Consider the following 20,061-nt stretch of genomic DNA (forward strand, 5'->3'; position numbering starts at 1 on the left):
CCTACGACCCGATAGTGCTTCACCGGCTCATGTCCTCGGACATGGGCCGGTTTTTTTTGTCCAGGTGATTGCGGGCGATTGCGTCAGCAGGTTCCGGCAGGTTTTGGCTGGGCACGATCTAAGCCGTTTCGACCATAGTCCGACTTTGGTAAGACGATGGTCGTATGGCCCCACTAAAGTGCGGGGGATACAAAAGGCTCCATACAAAAACAACTACCCACCGAGGTAAGACCCCATGAGTGCTGCTTCACTGTATCCGGTCCGCCCTGAAGTGGCCGCCAAGTCCTTCACGGACGAAGCGACCTACAAAGCCATGTACCAGCAATCCGTCATCAACCCCGACGGTTTCTGGCGTGAGCAGGCCAAGCGCCTGGACTGGATCAAGCCCTTCACCAAGGTGAAGCAGACCTCGTTCGACGACCACCACGTCGACATCAAGTGGTTCGCCGACGGCACCCTCAACGTGTCCGCCAACTGCCTCGATCGCCATCTCGCCGAACGCGGCGACCAGCCGGCCATCATCTGGGAGGGCGACGATCCCTCCGAACACCAGGTCATCACCTACCGCGACCTCCACGAGCGCGTCTGCAAGTTCGCCAACGCCCTGCGTGGCCAGGACGTGCACCGCGGGGACGTGGTGACCATCTACATGCCGATGATTCCGGAAGCCGTGGTCGCCATGCTGGCCTGCACCCGCATCGGCGCCATCCACTCCGTGGTCTTCGGCGGCTTCTCCCCCGAGGCCCTGGCCGGCCGCATCATCGACTGCCGTTCCAAGCTGGTGATCACCGCCGACGAAGGCCTGCGCGGCGGCCGCAAGGTCCCGCTGAAGGCCAATGTCGACGACGCCCTGACCAACCCTGAAACCAGCAGCGTGCAGAAGATCATCGTGGTCAAGCGCACCGGTTCCGAGATCAAGTGGAACCAGCATCGCGATGTCTGGTACGAAGACCTGATGAAAGTCGCCGGCAGCGTCTGCGCGCCGAAGGAAATGGGCGCCGAGGACCCGCTGTTCATCCTCTATACCTCCGGCTCCACCGGCAAGCCCAAGGGCGTGCTGCACACCACCGGCGGTTACCTCACCTACGCCGCGCTGACCCATGAGCGCGTGTTCGACTACCGTCCGGGTGAAGTCTTCTGGTGCACCGCCGACATCGGCTGGGTGACCGGCCACACCTACCTGGTCTACGGCCCGCTGGCCAACGGCGCCACCACCCTGATGTTCGAGGGCGTGCCGAACTACCCGGACATCACCCGCGTGGCGAAGATCGTCGACAAGCACAAGGTCAACATCCTCTACACCGCACCGACCGCCATTCGCGCCATGATGGCCGAGGGCAAGGCGGCGGTCGAAGGCGCCGACGGTTCCAGCCTGCGCCTGCTGGGTTCGGTGGGCGAGCCGATCAACCCGGAAGCCTGGCACTGGTACTACGAGAACGTCGGCCAGGGCCGCTGCCCGATCGTCGACACCTGGTGGCAGACCGAGACCGGCGCCTGCCTGATGACTCCGCTGCCGGGCGCCCACGGGCTGAAGCCGGGTTCCGCCGCGCGTCCCTTCTTCGGTGTACAGCCGGCGCTTGTGGATAACCTTGGCAACCTCATCGAGGGGCCGGCCGAAGGCAACCTGGTGATCATCGATTCCTGGCCGGGTCAGGCGCGTACCCTGTATGGCGACCACGACCGCTTCGTCGACACCTATTTCAAGACCTTCAAGGGCATGTACTTCACCGGCGACGGCGCCCGTCGCGACGAAGACGGCTACTACTGGATCACTGGCCGCGTCGATGACGTGCTGAACGTGTCCGGTCACCGCATGGGCACCGCCGAGATCGAGAGCGCCATGGTCGCCCACTCGAAGGTGGCCGAGGCTGCGGTGGTCGGTGTACCGCACGACATCAAGGGGCAGGGCATCTATGTCTACGTCACGCTGAACGCCGGCGTGGAGGCTTCCGAGCAACTGCGTCAGGAGTTGAAGGCCTGGGTGCGCAAGGAGATCGGTCCGATCGCCACCCCGGATGTGATCCAGTGGGCTCCGGGATTGCCGAAGACCCGCTCGGGCAAGATCATGCGCCGCATCCTGCGCAAGATCGCCGTCGCCGAATACGATGCCCTTGGCGACATCTCCACCCTGGCTGATCCCGGAGTGGTGCAACACCTGATCGATACTCATCGCACCATGCAGGCCGCCTGATCCGGCGCTGCCACAAAACCCCGCCCTGGCCACAAGCCGGGGCGGGGTTTTGCATTTTGGGGTGCTGTTGTCAGGGGAGGACGATGCCGCGTAGGCGAAGCCTGGCGATTGTCGTGTTCGAAATTGCCCTTGAAAGAAGGGCGTGAACTCGCGGCTGCAAATGCCGATTGGATATCGGATTTTCGGCAGGGGAGGGGCGTTGCAGTAACAGTGTTCGTTACGCCCCGCGCCAACCTGGTTCCATCGGGAACGGCCGAGACTGATCCGGGGCATTTTTCCGGCCGTGGTCAGCAAGTCAAAATGCCGCAATGCCCGAAATGTCGGGGTTCTTTTTTTTGTGGCCTGATAATTGCCTTTATACAGGGTTTTGAAATTTGCTTTCTCGGCACTTTTCCCTGTGCCTGTCAATCCTCTTTCTCCCCCGCTCCGGCGCTTCTGTAATTTGTTGTCGCATTGAAGAAATATCGACTTAAGGGCTGTGGCTAGAATGCCGCACACCCAGTCGGAGCCTTTTGCTTAGGGCCTTCAGCCAGCAAAGACGACGACTCTTTCTACAATTTCGTGGACCGTCTGGGCGAAATCTCACGCTGCCAACAGAAGCCATACCCCTTTGAAGGAGTCATAAGATGAAGAAGATTGCACTTCTCGGCGCCATGGCGCTGTCCCTGTTGTCGCCGCTGGCCGCCATCGCTGACGACGCCAAGCCCCTGCGCATCGGTATCGAAGCGGCTTACCCGCCCTTCGCCTACAAAACCCCGGAAGGCACCATCACCGGCTTTGACTACGACATCGGCAACGCCCTGTGCGCAGAGATGAAAGTGAAGTGCCAGTGGATCGAGCAGGAATTCGATGGCCTGATCCCGGCCCTGAAAGTGCGCAAGTTCGACGCCGTGCTGTCGTCCATGACCATCACCGAAGAGCGTCTTAAGTCGGTCGACTTCACCAACAAGTACTACCACACCCCTGCTCGCCTCGCGATGAAGGAAGGCACCGTCATCAACGACCCGCTGACTGACCTCAAGGGCAAGAAAGTTGGCGTGCAGCGCGCTTCCATCTATGACCGCTACGCCACCGACGTCTTCGCTCCGGCCGGTGTTGAAGTGGTGCGCTACAGCTCGCAGAACGAGATCTTCCTGGACATGACCGCTGGCCGCCTCGACGCCACCCTGGCGGACGTGGTCAACATCGACGACGGCTTCCTCAAGACCGACGCCGGCAAGGGCTTTGCCCTGGTGGGTCCGGACTTCAACGAGAAGAAGTACTTCGGTGAAGGTGCCGGCATCGCGGTGCGCAAGGGTGACAAGGCCCTTGCCGAGAAGATCAACACTGCCATCGCGGCCATCCGCGCCAATGGCAAGTACAAGGAAGTGCAGGACAAGTACTTCAAGTTCGACGTCTACGGCGAGTAATCGCATTTCCCTGAAAGTGGCACAAACTTCAGATAGCGGTTTGTGCCACTTTTTCGTTGTGGCGGTGCCGCTCGGTGTATTCCGGCGCGCTGCATGAGGATCTGATCATGCTCAACGGCTACGGCTCGACCATTCTCGATGGTGCCTGGCTCACCCTGTTGCTGGCCCTTTCTTCCATAACCATGGCGGTGGTGCTCGGCCTGATCGGTGCAGCCTTCCGGCTTTCCCCGGTCAAGTGGCTGGCCCTGATGGGTGAAACCTACGCCACGGTGATCCGCGGCATTCCCGACCTGGTGCTGATCCTGCTGATCTTCTACGGCGGCCAGCAGCTGGTGAACGTCGTGGCGCCCATGGTCGGCTACGAGGACTACATCGACCTGGATCCCTTCTGGTCCGGCGTCTTCACCCTGGGCTTCATCTTCGGCGCCTACCTCTCTGAAACCTTCCGTGGCGCCTTCATGGCGATCCCGAAAGGGCAGGGTGAGGCCGGCCTGGCCTATGGCATGAGCGGGCCCAAGGTGTTTTTCCGCATCCTGGTGCCGCAGATGATCCGCCTGGCGATTCCCGGTTTCACCAACAACTGGCTGGTGATGACCAAGGCCACCGCGTTGATTTCGGTGGTCGGCCTGCAGGACATGATGTTCAAGGCAAAGAGTGCAGCGGACGCAACCCGTGAACCCTTCACCTTCTACCTCGCGGTTGCCGCGCTCTACCTGGTGCTGACCAGCGTTTCCCTGCTGGCCCTGCGCTTCATGGAGCGTCGCTACTCGGTGGGCATCAAGGCGGCTGAACTATGATCTTCGACTACAACGTGATCTGGGAGAGCCTGCCGCTCTACTTCGGTGGCGTGCTGGTAACCCTCAAGCTGCTGGCCATCTCCCTGGCCCTCGGCCTGGCCGCCGCGGTTCCGCTGGCGCTGATGCGGGTGTCCAAGCAGCCCTGGGTGAACTTCCCGGCCTGGCTCTACACCTACGTGATCCGCGGCACCCCGATGCTGGTGCAGCTGTTCCTCATCTATTACGGCCTGGCTCAGTTCGAGGGGGTGCGCGAGAGTGCGCTGTGGCCCTACCTGTCCAACGCAACCTTCTGTGCCTGCCTGGCCTTCGCCGTCAACACCAGTGCCTACACCGCGGAAATCCTCGCCGGCAGCATCAAGGCCACGCCCCATGGCGAGATCGAGGCGGCCAAGGCCATGGGCATGTCCCGCGCCAAGCTGTACCGCCGCATCCTGCTGCCGTCGGCCCTGCGCCGAGCCCTGCCGCAGTACAGCAACGAAGTCATCATGATGCTGCACACCACCAGCCTGGCGTCCATCGTCACCCTGATCGACATCACCGGCGCCGCACGCACCGTGAACTCGCAGTACTACCTGCCGTTCGAGGCGTTCATCACCGCGGGCGCGTTCTACCTGTGCCTGACCTTCATCTTGGTGCGCCTGTTCAAGGCCGCCGAGCGTCGCTACCTGGCCTACCTGGCCCCGCGCAAGGCCTGATGCCATGCAACGTATCGACCACGAATTGCCCTGGGGTTGCCTGGGGACCCGTCGCCAGCTGACGGTCTTCCGTTTCGGCAGTGGAGTGCGCAAGGCTTATATCCAGGCTTCCATGCATGCCGATGAGCTGCCGGGTATGCGCGTGGCGGTGGAGCTCAAGCGCCGTCTGCGCGAACTGGAAGAGCAGGGCCGGTTGAATGGTGTGATCGAACTGGTGCCAGTGGCCAACCCGGTCGGTCTCGGCCAGTTGATTCAGGCCACCCAGCAGGGGCGTTTCGAGCTGGGCAGCGGCAAGAACTTCAACCGTGACTTCGCCGACCTGGCGGGCCTGGTGGCTGGCCGCCTGGACGGGCGGCTGGGCGCCGATGCCGCAGCCAACGTGGCACTGATCCGCCAGGCCATGGGCGAGGCGCTGTCGGCGCTGCCGCCGGCCGGCTCCGAGCTGGCCGGCCTGCAACGCCTGCTGCTGCAGCATGCCTGCGACGCCGATCTGGTATTGGACCTGCATTGCGACTTCGAAGCCGCCGTGCACCTCTACTGCCTGCCCCAACACTGGGCTGGGCTGCGTCCGCTGGCGGCACGGCTGGAGGCCGGTGCGGTGCTGACCGCCGAAGATTCCGGCGGCAGTTCCTTCGACGAATCCTGCTCGCTACCCTGGCTGCGCCTGGCGCAGCGTTTCCCCGCTGCGGCGATTCCGCTGGCCTGCATGGCCACCACCGTCGAGCTGGGCAGCATGGCGGACACCGACAAGCCGTTGGCCGAGGCCCGTGCCGAAGCCATCCTGGCCTTCCTCGCCGATCAGGGTCTGATCACCGGGCAGTGGCCGGCAGCGCCGCAAGCCTGCTGTGAGGCCACTCCCTTCGAGGGCGCCGAATACCTCTATGCGCCCCACGCCGGTGTGGTGAGTTTCCTGCAGCCCGCCGGGGCGAAGGTGAAGGCGGGCGACCCCCTGTTCGAAGTGATCGACCCGTTGGAAGACCGCCACGCCGTGGTGTGTGCTTCCGTGGACGGCGTGCTGTTCGCGCGGGAGCGCATGCGCTTTGCGCAACCTGGACTGTGGCTGGCCAAGGTGGCCGGCCGTGAACCCATTCGTCAGGGACGCCTGCTGAGCGACTGAGCCAAACGAGACCGAGACCATGTACAAACTGGAAGTCCAAGACCTGCACAAGCGCTATGGCAGCCACGAAGTGCTCAAGGGCGTGTCCCTGGCGGCCAAGGCTGGCGACGTCATCAGCATCATCGGCTCGAGCGGCTCGGGCAAGAGTACCTTCCTGCGCTGCATCAACATGCTGGAGCAGCCCCACGGCGGCAAGATCCTGCTCAATGGCGAGGAGCTCAAGCTGGTGGCGAACAAGGACGGCGGCCTGAAGGCGGCTGACTCCAAGCAGCTGCAGCGCATGCGCTCGCGCCTGGCCATGGTGTTCCAGCACTTCAACCTGTGGTCGCACATGAGCGCCCTGGAAAACGTGATCGAAGCGCCGGTGCATGTGCTCGGCGTGCCGAAGAAGGAAGCCATCGAGAAAGCCGAACACTACCTGGCGAAGGTGGGTGTGGCCCACCGCAAGGACGCCTACCCGGCGCACATGTCCGGTGGCGAGCAGCAGCGCGTGGCCATCGCCCGTGCCCTGGCGATGGAGCCGGAGGTGATGCTGTTCGATGAACCCACCTCGGCCCTGGACCCGGAACTGGTGGGCGAAGTGCTCAAGGTGATGAAGGACCTGGCCGTGGAAGGCCGCACCATGGTCGTGGTCACCCACGAAATGGGCTTCGCCCGCGAGGTCTCCAACCAGTTGGTGTTCCTCCACAAGGGCCTGGTGGAAGAGCGTGGTTGCCCGAAGGAAGTGCTGGCCAATCCGCAATCCGATCGCCTCAAGCAGTTCCTCTCCGGCAGCCTGAAGTAAGCTCCGACGCGGCGGCCCCAGGGCCGCCGCACCGCATTCCAAGCCCATATCCGCCTTGTTCATTTCCTTTTGCCGGGGTCTGCTAAGCTGCCTGCCATGACTGCCCATCGAATCGCCTTTCTCCTCTGGCCCGGAACCAAGGCACTGACCCTGGCGCTGGCCGAGGAAGCCCTGCGTGTCGCCCAGCGACTGCATCCGGAAGTGGTTTACGAGATGTCTTTCCTGCACGCCGAACCGGCCGCCGAGGGTGCCTGGCGCCTGCCCGGCGAAGCCTGGACCGGCAAGCTGGAAGGCCAGCAGCGCCTGTTCCTGCTGGCCGATGAGCCGCCGGCGCAGATTTCCCCGGCACTCTCAGCGGCCATCAAGCAGCTGGTGCGTGCCGGTTGCGTGGTCGGCGGCATTTCCGCAGGCGTCTATCCGCTGGCGCAGTTGGGATTGCTGGACGGCTATCGCGCGGCGGTGCACTGGCGCTGGCAGGATGATTTCGCCGAGCGCTTCCCCAAGGTGATCGCCACCAGCCATTTGTTCGACTGGGACCGCGACCGGCTCACCGCCTGTGGTGGCCTGGCGGTGCTCGACCTCCTGCTGGCGCTGCTGGCCCGCGACCACGGTGCCGAGCTGGCCGGCGCGGTGTCCGAGGAGCTGGTGGTGGAGCGTATCCGCGAAGGCGGCGAGCGCCAGCGCATCCCGCTGCAGAACCGCCTCGGCTCCAGCCATCCGAAGCTGACCCAGGCGGTGTTGCTGATGGAAGCCAATATCGAAGAGCCGCTGACCACCGACGAGATCGCCCAGCATGTCTGCGTGTCCCGCCGTCAGCTGGAGCGGATCTTCAAGCAGTACCTCAATCGCGTGCCCAGCCAGTACTACCTGGAGCTGCGCTTGAACAAGGCGCGGCAGATGCTGATGCAGACCAGCAAGTCGATCATCCAGATCGGCCTGTCCTGCGGCTTCTCTTCCGGTCCGCACTTCTCCAGCGCCTACCGCAACTTCTTCGGCGTCACTCCCCGCGAAGACCGCAACCAGCGCCGCGGCGCCAGTCCCTTCGAAGCCCAGCCGCAGCCGGTGGCGGTGGCTGAGCGGGGCTGAGCCCGGGTTCCCCGGCGTTCTTTCTCTTGTAGGGGCGAATTCATTCGCCAGGGGCAGCAACGCTGCCCTCTGTGGCTTGGAAGTGCAGACCTGCGGCCTGCTTGGCGAATGAATTCGCCCCTACAGGTTTCCCACCCCCGCCTTTCATGAATACCCACCGGTCACCCCGTGGAGAAAATTTCCCGGCTGGTGCGTAGCGGCGGCGATCAGCGTTTAAACTGCGCCTTCCCGACGCTTTCTGTCGCATTTCCATAAGCGCCGGTTTCCGTGGGGTTGGCGCTGTAAGAAGTTGTCGCATGGCGGCAATGCCAACCCTGAATCAGTCCCTACAATCCTTTCATCACTAGCCGTACATGGCAGGAGAAACTGATGTCCGTTGAGCATGCGCAGGTCGAGCGCGCCGATTTCGACAAGGTGATGGTTCCCAACTACGCCCCCGCCGCTTTCATCCCGGTGCGTGGCCAGGGTTCCCGAGTCTGGGACCAATCCGGTCGCGAGCTGATCGATTTCGCCGGTGGCATCGCTGTGAACTCCCTGGGTCATGCGCACCCGGCACTGGTCAAGGCGCTCACCGAGCAGGCCAACAAGATCTGGCACGTGTCCAACGTCTTCACCAACGAGCCTGCCCTGCGCCTGGCCAAGAAGCTGGTGGATGCCACCTTCGCCGAGCGCGTGTTCCTCGCCAACTCCGGTGCCGAAGCCAACGAGGCGGCTTTCAAGCTGGCCCGCCGTTATGCCCATGACGTCTATGGCCCGCAGAAGTACGAGATCATCTCGGCTACCAACAGCTTCCATGGCCGCACCCTGTTCACCGTGACCGTTGGCGGCCAACCGAAGTACTCCGACGGCTTCGGTCCGAAGATGGAAGGCATCACCCACGTGCCCTTCAACGACCTGGAAGCCCTGAAGGCGGCCATCTCCGACAAGACCTGCGCCGTGGTCCTGGAGCCCGTGCAGGGCGAGGGCGGCGTGCTGCCGGCCGACAAGGCCTACCTGGAAGGCGCCCGCAAGCTGTGCGACGAGCACAACGCGCTGCTGGTGTTCGACGAAGTGCAGAGCGGCATGGGCCGCAGCGGCCACCTGTTCGCCTACGAGCACTACGGCGTGACCCCGGACATCCTCTCCAGCGCCAAGAGCCTGGGCGGCGGTTTCCCCATCGGCGCCATGCTGACCACCAGCGAAATCGCCAAGCATCTTTCAGTAGGCACCCACGGCACCACCTATGGCGGCAACCCCCTGGCCAGCGCAGTGGCGGAAGCGGTGCTGGACGTGATCAACACGCCGGAAGTGCTCAGCGGCATCAATGCCAAGCATGACCGCTTCAAGACCCGCCTCGAAGCGATTGGCGCCAAGTACGGCATCTTCACCGAAGTTCGCGGTCTGGGCCTGCTGATCGGCGCCGTCCTCTCCGACGCCTGGAAGGGCAAGGCGAAGGACGTGCTGAACGCCGCGGAGAAGGAAGCCGTGATGGTCCTGCAGGCGAGCCCGGACGTGGTGCGCTTCGCGCCCAGCCTGGTGATCCCGGATGCCGACATCGACGAGGGCCTGGACCGCTTCGAGCGTGCCGTCGCCAAGCTGACCCAGGCGTAAGTCTCAGCGATACGCAGCGCAGGGACGCGCTGCGCGTATACCCCAGGGATGAAACGGATTCATGCGTGAGCCCGGGCCATCGGGGCCCGGCTTTTCTCCGGATGGAACCACTGGTTCGTCCGGAGTCTTTAACAAGAAAAGGAGTGACCCCCCATGCTGGTGATGCGCCCCGCGCAAATGGCCGATCTCGCTGAAGTCCAGCGCCTGGCCGCGGATAGCCCCGTGGGTGTCACTTCGCTGCCGGACGACGCCCAGGTGCTGGGCGAGAAGATCGCCGCCTCCGAGGCGTCCTTCTCCGCCGAAGTGAGCTTCAATGGCGAGGAGAGCTACTTCTTCGTCCTCGAAGACAGCAAGACCGGCCGTCTTGCCGGCTGTTCGGCGATAGTCGCCTCCGCCGGCTTCTCCGAACCCTTCTACAGCTTCCGCAACGAGACCTTCGTGCACGCCTCTCGTTCGCTTTCGATCCACAACAAGATCCACGTCCTGTCGCTCTGCCACGACCTCACCGGCAACAGCCTGCTGACCAGCTTCTACGTCGAGCGCGATCTGGTGAACACGCCCATCTCCGAGCTCAACTCCCGCGGTCGCCTGCTGTTCATGGCCAGCAATCCGGAGCGCTTCGCCGACGCCGTGGTGGTGGAGATCGTCGGTTACAGCGACGAGCAGGGCGAATCGCCGTTCTGGGACGCCGTGGGGCGCAACTTCTTCGATCTCAACTACACCGAGGCGGAGCGCCTGTCGGGCCTCAAGAGCCGCACCTTCCTCGCCGAGCTGATGCCGCACTACCCGATCTACGTGCCGCTGCTGCCGGACGAGGCCCAGGAATCCATGGGCCAGGTGCACCCAAGGGCGCAGATCACCTTCGACATCCTGATGCGCGAAGGCTTCGAGACCGACAACTACATCGACATCTTCGACGGTGGCCCGACCCTGCATGCCCGTACTTCGAGTATCCGCTCCATCGCGCAGAGCCGCGTCGTGCCGGTGAGACTGGGCGAGCAGGGCAAGGGCGGTCGCCAGTACCTGGTGTGCAACGGCCAACTGCAGGATTTCCGCGCCATAGTCGCCGATCTCGACTGGGTGCCCGGCAAGCCCGTGGCACTGAGCGAGGAGGCCGCCGATGCCCTGGGCGTCGGTGAAGGCGCCAGCGTTCGCCTGATCGCGGTCTGATTCAGAGCGGCAAGCTGCAAGCCACCAGCGGCAAGCCAGCCTGCCTTCCCACTTGTAGCTTGCCGCTTGAAGCTTGTAGCTAATCCGGAGGATCCATGATCGTTCGTCCTGTACGCAGCGCCGATTTACCGGCCCTGATCGACCTGGCGCGCAGCACCGGCGCAGGCCTGACCACGCTGCCGGCCAATGAGGAGCGCCTGGCGCATCGCGTCGGCTGGGCGGAGAAGGCATTCCGTGGCGAGGCCGAGCGCGCCGACGCGGATTACCTGTTCGTCCTCGAGGACGACGACGGCACCGTCGTCGGCATTTCCGCCGTGGCGGGCGCCGTGGGCCTGCGCGAGCCCTGGTACAACTACCGGGTCGGCCTGACCGTCAGCGCCTCCCAGGAGCTGCATATCCACCGGCAGATTCCCACCCTGTTCCTGGCCAACGACCTGACCGGCAACTCCGAGCTCTGCTCGCTGTTCCTCCATGCCGGCCACCGCAGCGGCCTGAACGGCCGGCTGCTGTCCAAGGCGCGTTTCCTGTTCATCGCCGAGTTCCCGGAACTCTTCGGGGACAAGGTGATTGCCGAAATGCGCGGCATGTCCGACGAGAATGGCGTTTCTCCCTTCTGGGAAAGCCTCGGCCGGCACTTTTTCAAGATGGAGTTCTCCCGCGCCGACTACCTGACCGGCGTCGGCAACAAGGCCTTCATCGCCGAGCTGATGCCCAAGTTCCCGCTCTATACCTGCTTCCTCTCCGAAGCCGCGCGCAACATTATCGGCCGCGTGCACACCGACACCGAGCCGGCGCTGGCCATGCTCAAGGGCGAGGGCTTCAGCTACCAGGGCTACGTCGACATCTTCGATGCCGGCCCGGCCATCGAGTGCGAGACGGCGAAGATCCGCGCCGTGCGCGACAGTCAGAACCTGGTCCTGGCCGTCGGCACCCCGGGTGACGACGCCACGCCGTTCCTGATCCACAACCGCAAGCGTGCAGACTGCCGCATCACCGCCGCGCCGGCCCGCCTGGCCGCCGGCACTCTGGTGGTGGACGCGCTGACGGCCAAACGCCTGAAACTCTCCGCCGGCGCCTCGGTCCGCGCGGTGCCGCTGTCGGCCAAGGAGTCCGTATAAATGAGTACCCATTTGATCGCTGGTAACTGGCAGGCAGGGCAGGGCGAAGCCTTCGATTCGCTGAACCCGGTCACCCAGGCCGTCGTCTGGTCCGGTCGCGGCGCCAATGCCGCCCAGGTGGACGAAGCCGTCAAGGCCGCCCGCGTCGCCTTCCCGGCCTGGGCCCGCCGTCCGCTGGAAGAGCGCATCGGCATCCTCGAACGCTTCGCCGTGGTCCTGCGCGAGCACGCCGACGAGCTCGCCCGCTGCATCGGTGAAGAGACCGGCAAGCCGCTGTGGGAGTCGGCCACCGAGGTGACCAGCATGGTCAACAAGGTCGCCATCTCCATCCAGAGCTACCGTGAACGTACCGGCGAAAAGAGTGGCCCCCTGGCCGATGCCACCGCCGTGCTGCGTCACAAGCCCCACGGCGTGGTGGCAGTGTTCGGCCCGTACAACTTCCCCGGTCACCTGCCCAACGGCCACATAGTGCCGGCGCTGCTGGCCGGCAACGCGGTAATCTTCAAGCCCAGCGAGCTGACCCCCAAGGTCGCCGAGCTGACGGTCAAGTGCTGGGTCGAGGCCGGCCTGCCAGCCGGCGTGCTCAACCTGGTGCAGGGCGCCCGTGAAACCGGCGTCGCCCTGGCCGGCAACCCGGGCATCGACGGCCTGTTCTTCACCGGCTCCAGCCGCACCGGCAACCTGCTGCACCAGCAGTTCGCTGGCCGCCCGGACAAGATCCTGGCGCTGGAGATGGGCGGCAACAACCCGCTGGTGGTGGATCAGGTCCAGGACCTGGACGCCGCCGTCTACACCATCATCCAGTCGGCCTTCATTTCCGCCGGCCAGCGCTGCACCTGCGCGCGCCGCCTGCTGGTGCCGCAAGGCGCCTGGGGCGATGCCCTGCTGGCACGCCTGGTGACCGTGGCCGGCAGCATCAAGGTTGGCGCCTTCGATGCCCAGCCCGCGCCCTTCATGGGCTCGGTCGTCTCGCTCGGCGCTGCGCAGCATCTGATGCAGGCCCAGGAGCAATTGCTGGCCAAGGGCGCCAAGGCCCTGCTGGCCATGACCCAGCCCCAGGCCAACGCTGCGCTGCTGACCCCCGGCATCCTCGATGTGACCGCCGTGACCGGCCGCCCGGACGAAGAGTTCTTCGGCCCGCTGCTGCAAGTGATCCGCTATGCCGACTTCGATGCCGCCATCCGTGAAGCCAATGCCACCCAGTACGGCCTGGCCGCCGGCCTGCTGTCGGATTCCGCCGAGCGCTACCAGCAGTTCCTCATCGAGAGCCGCGCCGGCATCGTCAACTGGAACAAGCAACTGACCGGCGCCGCCAGCAGCGCACCCTTCGGTGGTGTCGGCGCCTCCGGCAACCACCGCGCCAGCGCCTACTACGCCGCTGACTACTGCGCCTATCCGGTGGCCTCGCTGGAAAGCGAAACCCTTGCCCTGCCTGCAACCCTTACCCCAGGAGTCAGCCTGTGAACGCTTATGAAGTGAACTTCGACGGACTGGTCGGCCCGACCCACAACTACGGTGGTCTGTCCTACGGTAACGTCGCCTCGCAGAGCAACAGCCAGGCAGTTTCCAACCCGAAGGAAGCTGCGCTGCAGGGCCTGGGCAAGATGAAGGCGCTGATGGAAATGGGCTTCAAGCAGGGCGTCTTCGCCCCGCAGGAGCGCCAGGATGTCGCTGCCCTGCGCAGCCTGGGCTTCTCCGGCAGCGATGCCCAGGTGATCGCCCAGGCCGCCAGGGAAGCCATGCCGCTGCTGGCCGCGTGCAGCTCCGCCTCCAGCATGTGGACCGCCAACTCCTGCACCGTCAGCCCCAGTGCCGATACGGCCGACGGCCGGGTGCACTTCACCGCAGCCAACCTGAACTGCAAGTTCCACCGCTCCATCGAGCACGTCACGACCAGCCGTGTGCTGGGCGCCATGTTCGCCAACGACCAGCACTTCGCCCACCATGCCGCGCTGCCGGCGGTGAGCCAGTTCGGTGATGAAGGCGCGGCCAACCACACCCGCTTCTGCAAGGGGTACGGCGAGGCTGGCGTGGAGTTCTTCGTGTTCGGCCGCAGTGCTTTCGACAGTCGTTTCCCGTCCCCGCAGCGCTATCCGGCGCGGCAGACCCTGGAAGCCTGCCAGGCGGTGGCCCGCCTGCACGGGCTGGGCGCCGAGGGTGTGGTCTACGCTCAACAGAACCCGGCGGTGATCGACCAGGGCGTATTCCACAACGACGTGATTTCGGTGGGTAATGGCGAAGTGCTGTTCTACCACGAGGATGCCTTCCTCGAGACCGACAAGGTGCTGGCCGAGCTGGACAGCAAGCTGGGCAAGCGCGGCGGTCATTTCCAGGCCGTGCGCGTGCCGCGCAGCGCGGTGGGCGTGGAGGACGCGGTGCGTTCCTACCTGTTCAACAGCCAACTGCTCAGCCGCGCCGACGGCAGCATGCTGCTGATCGTGCCGGAAGAGTGCCGTGGCAATGCCAACGTGTGGAATTACCTGAACGAGTTGACTTCGGGACAGGGGCCGATCCGCGAGGTGAAGGTCTTCGACCTCAAGCAGAGCATGCAGAACGGCGGTGGTCCGGCCTGCCTGCGTCTGCGCGTGGCCCTGAAGGAAAACGAGCTGGCGGCGGTGAACCCGGGCGTGATCATGACCCCGGAACTCCACGCCACCCTGACCGCGTGGGTCGAGAAGCACTACCGTGACCGCCTGAGCGAAAGCGACCTGGCTGACCCGCAATTGCTGGTGGAGTGCCGGACGGCATTGGATGAACTGACGCAGATCCTTAAACTGGGCGCTGTTTATCCCTTCCAGCTCAACTGAGAAAACTGAAATGTCCGACGCCCTGCAACTCATCCTCGAAGATACCGACGGCACCCAGCTCGAAACCTCCTGCACCCGGTTCGCCGTCGTCTGGCAGGGCAAGGAAGTCTGGATCCAGCAGGCCGGCAACGGCCAGCTGCTGATCGGCGTGGATGTGGAGGAGGGCGATACCGAGTACGCCAACCTCCTGCTGCGCCCGCTGGCCACCAACCTGGTCAGCCTGCAACTGGAAATGGAACCGGCCGACGTCGACGCCGACGACGACCATGTGCATGGTCCCGACTGCGACCACGATCATTGAGGTAACAGGATGCTAGCCCTCGGAAAACTGCTCGAACTGACCCTCGCCGGCCGTGAGCCGACCGAGAAGATCCAGCTGACATCCGGGGGCGTGCGCCTGCACTGGCTGGGTGAGGGGGCGCTGGACGTCACCCCGCCCGCCGCCGACGACAGCGGGCTCGACCTGCTGCTGTCGGCCGGGGTGCACGGCAACGAGACCGCCCCCATCGAACTGCTGGACCGCCTGGTCCAGGCCATCGCCCGCGGCCAGTTGAAACCGCGCGCCAGAATTCTCTTCCTGCTCGGTAACCCGGAAGCCATTCGTCGCGGCGAACGCTTCGTCGAGCAGGACATCAACCGCCTGTTCAATGGCCGCCACGCCGAATCCAGTGGCTTCGAAGCCATGCGCGCCGGCGAGCTGGAGCGCTACGCCGCCGCCTTCTTCAGCAAGCCCGAACGGGATCGCCTGCATTACGACCTGCATACCGCCATACGCGGTTCGAAGATCGAGCAGTTCGCCCTCTACCCCTATGTCGAAGGGCGCGAGCACTCGCGGTTGGAACTGGCCCGGCTGCGTGAGGCCGGCATCGACGCCGTGCTGCTGCAGAACAAGACCGGCATCACCTTCAGTTCCTACACCTATGCCCAACTGGGCGCCGAGGCTTTTACCCTGGAGCTGGGCAAGGCGCGACCGTTCGGCAGCAACCAGGAGGTCAACCTCGACCGCCTGGAGGCCCGCCTGCATGCCCTGATCGAGGGGCGCGAGCCGCAGACCGATGGCGAGTGCCTGGATGGGTTGCAGTTGTTCTCGGTGTCGCGGGAAATCATCAAGCACAGCGAGTCTTTCCGGTTGCATCTGGCGCCGGATATCGAGAACTTCAGCGAACTGCCGGTGGGCTACCTGCTGGCCGAAGACATCGCCGGTACCCGCTGGGTCGTGGAAGAGCAGGGCGCGCGCATCATCTTCCCCAACCCCAGGGTGAAGAACGGCCTGCGTGCCGGGATTCTGATCGTGCCCGCCGACGTGTAGCGGGCGCTTTTCCTTTCTTCTGTACCTGTACCGACCTGGCGCCGGGCCTTAGGATCGGGCTCTTCGCCCATCCAAGGAGCCCGGCATGAGCCTGATCGACCTGCGCAGCGACACCGTCACCCAACCCACCACCGGCATGCGCGAGGCGATGCAGCGCGCCGAACTGGGTGACGACGTCTACGGCGAAGACCCCACGGTCAACCGCCTGGAGGCCAGCCTCGCCGAGCGCCTGGGCTTCGAGGCCGCGCTTTTCGTCCCCACCGGCACCATGAGCAACCTCCTGGGACTGATGGCCCACTGCGAGCGTGGTGACGAGTACATCGTCGGCCAGCAGGCCCATACCTATAAATACGAAGGCGGCGGCGCCGCGGTGCTGGGGTCGATCCAGCCCCAGCCGATCGACGGCGAGGCCGATGGCAGCCTGGACCTGGGCAAGGTGGAAGCGGCCATCAAGCAGGACGACTTCCACTTCGCCCGCACCCGTCTGCTGGCGCTGGAAAACACCATGCAGGGCAAGGTGCTGCCCCTGGATTACCTGGCGGCTGCCCGCGAGCTGACCCGTCGTCGCGGCCTTGGCCTGCATCTGGACGGCGCCCGCCTGTACAACGCGGCGGTGAAGCTGGGCGTGGACGCCCGCGAGATCACCCGCCATTTCGATTCGGTTTCCGTGTGCCTGTCCAAGGGGCTGGGGGCACCGGTAGGCTCGGTGCTCTGCGGCAGCGCGGCGTTGATCGCCAGGGCCCGGCGCCTGCGCAAGATGGTTGGCGGCGGCATGCGCCAGGCTGGCCTGCTGGCGGCGGCGGGGCTCTATGCGCTGGATCACCACGTCGAACGCCTGGCCGATGACCACGCCAACGCCGAGCGCCTGGGCGTCGCGCTGCGGGACCTGGGCTTCGCCATCGAGCCGGTGCAGACCAATATGGTCTATGTGCAGATCGGCGAGCGCGCCCGGGCCCTGGGCGACTTCCTCGCGCAGCGGGGCATCCGCGTGAGTCCGGCGGCGCGCCTGCGCCTGGTCACCCATCTGGATGTGCAGGCCGCCGACATTGCCCGGGTGGTCGAGGCTTTCGCCGCTTTCCGACAGGGCTGAGTCGCCGGCGCGCACAAATAGGCGCCTTCTATCGCACAAAGGCACTATCCCGTTGGCGCAAGGCCGATATAATGCGGCCCTTTGCCGGTGATTCGTACGCCCGTCGTCAGGCGGCTGCGAGTTTCGCGCGCAATGCGGGGAAAAGGCAGGAAATGCCGGGTTTTTCACGAATATCCTGCTGATTTCTTGCCTGCCCCCGCTTGCCGTCCTTCGCCGATAACGATTTGCACCCGCCTTCGTGGCCGCAGTTTCCGTGGAAGAACCTATGAAAAGCGCAGAAATCCGTGAAGCCTTCCTCAGCTTCTTCGAAGAGAAGGGGCATACCCGTGTCGCTTCCAGCTCCCTGATTCCGGGCAACGACCCGACCCTGCTGTTCACCAACGCGGGGATGAACCAGTTCAAGGACTGCTTCCTTGGCCTGGAAAAGCGCGCCTACACCCGTGCCACCACCAGCCAGAAATGCGTGCGTGCCGGCGGCAAGCACAACGACCTGGAAAACGTCGGCTACACCGCGCGCCACCACACCTTCTTCGAAATGCTGGGCAACTTCAGCTTCGGCGACTATTTCAAGCGCGACGCCATCCACTACGCCTGGGAATTCCTCACCGGCGACAAATGGCTGAAGCTGCCCAAGGAAAAGCTCTGGGTCACCGTCTACGCCAGCGATGACGAGGCCTATGACATCTGGACCAAGGAAGTCGGGATTCCCCACGAGCGCATGGTGCGCATCGGCGACAACAAGGGTGCCCCGTACGCGTCGGACAACTTCTGGGCCATGGGCGATACCGGCCCCTGCGGCCCCTGCACCGAGATCTTCTTCGACCACGGCGCGGACATCTGGGGCGGCCCGCCCGGTTCCCCGGAAGAGGACGGCGACCGCTACATCGAGATCTGGAACAACGTGTTCATGCAGTTCAACCGCACCGCTGACGGCGTGATGCATCCGCTGCCGGCGCCCAGCGTGGACACCGGCATGGGCCTCGAGCGCATCAGCGCCGTGCTGCAGCACGTGCACTCGAACTACGAGATCGACCTGTTCCAGAGCCTGCTGAAAGCCTCCGCCGAAGCCATCGGTTGCGCCAACGACGACGCGCCTTCGCTGAAGGTGGTCGCTGACCACATCCGTTCCTGCAGCTTCCTGATCGCCGACGGCGTGCTGCCATCCAACGAAGGCCGCGGCTACGTGCTGCGCCGCATCATCCGTCGTGCCTGCCGCCACGGTAACAAGCTGGGCGCCAAGGGCAGCTTCTTCCACAAGATCGTCGCCGCGCTGGTGGCCGAGATGGGCGAGGCCTTCCCGGAGCTCAAGCAGCAACAGGCGCACATCGAGCGCGTGCTGAAGACCGAGGAAGAGCAGTTCGCCAAGACCCTGGAGCAGGGCCTGAAGATCCTCGAGCAGGACCTGGTGGGCCTGAAGGGCAAAATGATCCCGGGCGAAACCCTGTTCAAGCTGTACGACACCTACGGCTTCCCCGTCGACCTGACCGGCGACATCGCCCGCGAGCGTGGCCTGACCATCGACGAGGCCGGCTTCGAGCGTGAAATGGAAGGCCAGCGTGAGCGCGCCCGCGCTTCCAGCGCCTTCGGCATGGACTACAACGCCCTGGTCAAGGTGGACGCCGATACCGATTTCACCGGCTACGTCTGCACCGCCGGCGAAGGGAAGGTGATCGCCCTGTTCAAGGACGGCCAGGCCGTCGAGCAGCTGGGCGAAGGCGAGGAGGGCGTGCTGGTCCTCGATCGCACCCCCTTCTACGCCGAGTCCGGCGGCCAGATCGGCGACTGCGGTTTCATTGCCGCCCAGGGCCTGCGCTTCGACGTGCGTGACACCACCAAGGCCGGTGGCGCCTTCCTTCACCACGGCGTGGTCGATCACGGCACCCTGCGCATCGGTTCCAGCGTGACCGCCCAGGTCGATGCCTCGGTGCGCCAGGCCACCGCCCTGAACCACTCGGCCACCCACCTGCTGCACGCTGCGCTGCGCCAGGTCCTGGGTGACCACGTACAACAGAAAGGCTCCCTGGTGGACAGCCAGCGCCTGCGCTTCGACTTCAGCCATTTCGAGGCCATCAAGCCCGAGCAGCTGAAGGCCCTGGAAGACATCGTCAACGCCGAGATCCGCAAGAACAGCGAAGTCGAAACCGAAGAAACCGACATCGATACCGCCAAGGCCAAGGGCGCCACGGCGCTGTTCGGTGAAAAGTACGGCGAGCAGGTGCGCGTGCTCACCATGGGTGGCGGTTTCTCCGTCGAGCTCTGTGGTGGCACCCACGTTTCCCGCACCGGTGACATCGGCCTGTTCAAGATCGTCAGCGAAGGCGGCGTGGCGGCGGGCGTGCGCCGTATCGAGGCCGTGACCGGCGCAGCCGCATTGGTCTACCTGAACGGCGCCGAGGAACAACTCAAGGAAGCCGCGGGCCTGGTCAAGGGCAGCCGCGACAACCTGCTGGACAAACTGTCCGCGCTGCTGGAGCGCAACCGCCAGCTGGAAAAAGAGCTGGAGCAGCTCAAGGCCAAGGCGGCCAGCGCCGCCGGCGACGACCTGGCCGCTTCCGCCATCGAGGTGAAAGGTGTCAAGGTCCTGGCCGCGCGCCTGGACGGACTGGATGGCGACGCGCTGCTGGCGCTGGTCGACCAACTGAAGAACAAGCTCGGCCGCGCGGTGATCCTGCTCGGCGGTGCGCTGGAGGGCAAGGTGACACTGGTCGCCGGCGTCACCCAGGACCTGACCGGCCAACTCAAAGCCGGCGATCTGATGAAGCAGGCCGCGGCGGCGGTCGGCGGCAAGGGCGGCGGTCGCCCTGACATGGCGCGTGGCGGCGGTACCGACGCCTCCGCCCTGGAGCAGGCCCTGGCGCTTGCCGCACCGTTCGTCGAACAGGGTCTCTGAGACTCTCC

At 64.8% G+C, this 20,061-nt stretch carries 16 protein-coding genes; all 16 read left to right on the forward strand.

Features of this window, described 5'->3' with window-relative positions; all coding sequences use genetic code 11:
- Positions 1-235: 235 nt before the first annotated feature.
- The 16 genes from acs (at position 236) to alaS (ending at position 20,053) form a co-directional block, all read left to right on the forward strand.
- Positions 236-2,191, forward strand: coding sequence for an acetate--CoA ligase (acs, locus tag ACFW0H_RS12005; protein WP_422914128.1), 1,956 nt, complete (start codon positions 236-238; stop codon positions 2,189-2,191).
- A 626-nt stretch (positions 2,192-2,817) separates the two neighbouring features.
- Positions 2,818-3,600, forward strand: coding sequence for an ABC transporter substrate-binding protein (locus ACFW0H_RS12010; protein ID WP_422914129.1), 783 nt, complete (start codon positions 2,818-2,820; stop codon positions 3,598-3,600).
- A 107-nt stretch (positions 3,601-3,707) separates the two neighbouring features.
- Positions 3,708-4,397: an ABC transporter permease gene (locus tag ACFW0H_RS12015; protein WP_422914130.1), complete on the forward strand. Its 690-nt coding sequence runs from the start codon at positions 3,708-3,710 to the stop codon at positions 4,395-4,397.
- Complete coding sequence (locus tag ACFW0H_RS12020; RefSeq protein WP_422914131.1) at positions 4,394-5,092, forward strand: ABC transporter permease; 699 nt, start codon at positions 4,394-4,396, stop codon at positions 5,090-5,092. The genes ACFW0H_RS12015 and ACFW0H_RS12020 overlap by 4 nt, the downstream gene beginning before the upstream one ends.
- A gap of 4 nt (positions 5,093-5,096) precedes the next feature.
- On the forward strand, positions 5,097-6,209 hold the full coding sequence (locus ACFW0H_RS12025) for a succinylglutamate desuccinylase/aspartoacylase family protein (RefSeq protein WP_422914132.1): 1,113 nt from the start codon (positions 5,097-5,099) through the stop codon (positions 6,207-6,209).
- A 19-nt stretch (positions 6,210-6,228) separates the two neighbouring features.
- A complete protein-coding gene (gene aotP / locus ACFW0H_RS12030) occupies positions 6,229-6,993 on the forward strand; it encodes an arginine/ornithine transport ATP-binding protein AotP (RefSeq protein WP_422914133.1) in 765 nt (254 codons plus the stop codon).
- 96 nt (positions 6,994-7,089) lie between these two features.
- Positions 7,090-8,079 (forward strand): transcriptional regulator ArgR, encoded by a 990-nt coding sequence (argR, locus tag ACFW0H_RS12035; protein ID WP_422914134.1) that lies wholly within the window; start codon positions 7,090-7,092, stop codon positions 8,077-8,079.
- A 369-nt stretch (positions 8,080-8,448) separates the two neighbouring features.
- On the forward strand, positions 8,449-9,669 hold the full coding sequence (locus ACFW0H_RS12040) for an aspartate aminotransferase family protein (RefSeq protein WP_422914135.1): 1,221 nt from the start codon (positions 8,449-8,451) through the stop codon (positions 9,667-9,669).
- Between the two features lie 153 nt (positions 9,670-9,822).
- On the forward strand, positions 9,823-10,839 hold the full coding sequence (gene aruF, locus ACFW0H_RS12045; RefSeq protein ID WP_422914136.1) for an arginine/ornithine succinyltransferase subunit alpha: 1,017 nt from the start codon (positions 9,823-9,825) through the stop codon (positions 10,837-10,839).
- 95 nt (positions 10,840-10,934) lie between these two features.
- Entirely contained in the window at positions 10,935-11,957 is a 1,023-nt protein-coding gene (gene astA, locus ACFW0H_RS12050; RefSeq protein WP_422914137.1) for an arginine N-succinyltransferase, read from the forward strand.
- Positions 11,958-13,421 carry a succinylglutamate-semialdehyde dehydrogenase gene (gene astD, locus ACFW0H_RS12055; RefSeq protein ID WP_422914138.1) on the forward strand — a complete coding sequence of 488 codons (1,464 nt, stop codon included), beginning with the start codon at positions 11,958-11,960 and terminating at the stop codon, positions 13,419-13,421. It begins immediately after the preceding gene.
- A complete protein-coding gene (gene astB / locus ACFW0H_RS12060; protein ID WP_422914139.1) occupies positions 13,418-14,764 on the forward strand; it encodes an N-succinylarginine dihydrolase in 1,347 nt (448 codons plus the stop codon). Before astD ends, astB begins: the two co-directional genes overlap by 4 nt.
- Before the next feature lie 10 nt (positions 14,765-14,774).
- The gene (locus ACFW0H_RS12065) at positions 14,775-15,065 is read left to right on the forward strand and encodes a topoisomerase II (protein WP_422914140.1); all 291 of its coding nucleotides are present in this window, start codon (positions 14,775-14,777) and stop codon (positions 15,063-15,065) included.
- Positions 15,066-15,074: 9 nt separating this feature from the next.
- The gene (gene astE, locus ACFW0H_RS12070; protein ID WP_422914141.1) at positions 15,075-16,073 is read left to right on the forward strand and encodes a succinylglutamate desuccinylase; all 999 of its coding nucleotides are present in this window, start codon (positions 15,075-15,077) and stop codon (positions 16,071-16,073) included.
- 85 nt (positions 16,074-16,158) lie between these two features.
- Positions 16,159-17,163, forward strand: a complete 1,005-nt coding sequence (gene ltaE, locus ACFW0H_RS12075) for a low-specificity L-threonine aldolase (RefSeq protein ID WP_422914142.1) — start codon at positions 16,159-16,161, stop codon at positions 17,161-17,163.
- Between the two features lie 265 nt (positions 17,164-17,428).
- On the forward strand, positions 17,429-20,053 hold the full coding sequence (gene alaS / locus ACFW0H_RS12080; RefSeq protein WP_422914143.1) for an alanine--tRNA ligase: 2,625 nt from the start codon (positions 17,429-17,431) through the stop codon (positions 20,051-20,053).
- Positions 20,054-20,061 lie beyond the last annotated feature (8 nt).

The sequence above is a fragment of the Metapseudomonas cellulosilytica genome (assembly GCF_049334135.1).
Classification (GTDB): domain Bacteria; phylum Pseudomonadota; class Gammaproteobacteria; order Pseudomonadales; family Pseudomonadaceae; genus Metapseudomonas.

Coding starts and splice junctions, on each gene's coding strand:
- ACFW0H_RS12065 (WP_422914140.1), top strand. CDS start 14,775: ATGTCCGACGCCCTGCAACTCATCCTCGAAGATACCGACGGCACCCAG.
- ACFW0H_RS12015 (WP_422914130.1), top strand. CDS start 3,708: ATGCTCAACGGCTACGGCTCGACCATTCTCGATGGTGCCTGGCTCACC.
- alaS (WP_422914143.1), top strand. CDS start 17,429: ATGAAAAGCGCAGAAATCCGTGAAGCCTTCCTCAGCTTCTTCGAAGAG.
- ACFW0H_RS12010 (WP_422914129.1), top strand. CDS start 2,818: ATGAAGAAGATTGCACTTCTCGGCGCCATGGCGCTGTCCCTGTTGTCG.
- astE (WP_422914141.1), top strand. CDS start 15,075: ATGCTAGCCCTCGGAAAACTGCTCGAACTGACCCTCGCCGGCCGTGAG.
- ACFW0H_RS12020 (WP_422914131.1), top strand. CDS start 4,394: ATGATCTTCGACTACAACGTGATCTGGGAGAGCCTGCCGCTCTACTTC.
- astA (WP_422914137.1), top strand. CDS start 10,935: ATGATCGTTCGTCCTGTACGCAGCGCCGATTTACCGGCCCTGATCGAC.
- astD (WP_422914138.1), top strand. CDS start 11,958: ATGAGTACCCATTTGATCGCTGGTAACTGGCAGGCAGGGCAGGGCGAA.
- ACFW0H_RS12025 (WP_422914132.1), top strand. CDS start 5,097: ATGCAACGTATCGACCACGAATTGCCCTGGGGTTGCCTGGGGACCCGT.
- aruF (WP_422914136.1), top strand. CDS start 9,823: ATGCTGGTGATGCGCCCCGCGCAAATGGCCGATCTCGCTGAAGTCCAG.
- ACFW0H_RS12040 (WP_422914135.1), top strand. CDS start 8,449: ATGTCCGTTGAGCATGCGCAGGTCGAGCGCGCCGATTTCGACAAGGTG.
- ltaE (WP_422914142.1), top strand. CDS start 16,159: ATGAGCCTGATCGACCTGCGCAGCGACACCGTCACCCAACCCACCACC.
- aotP (WP_422914133.1), top strand. CDS start 6,229: ATGTACAAACTGGAAGTCCAAGACCTGCACAAGCGCTATGGCAGCCAC.
- acs (WP_422914128.1), top strand. CDS start 236: ATGAGTGCTGCTTCACTGTATCCGGTCCGCCCTGAAGTGGCCGCCAAG.
- argR (WP_422914134.1), top strand. CDS start 7,090: ATGACTGCCCATCGAATCGCCTTTCTCCTCTGGCCCGGAACCAAGGCA.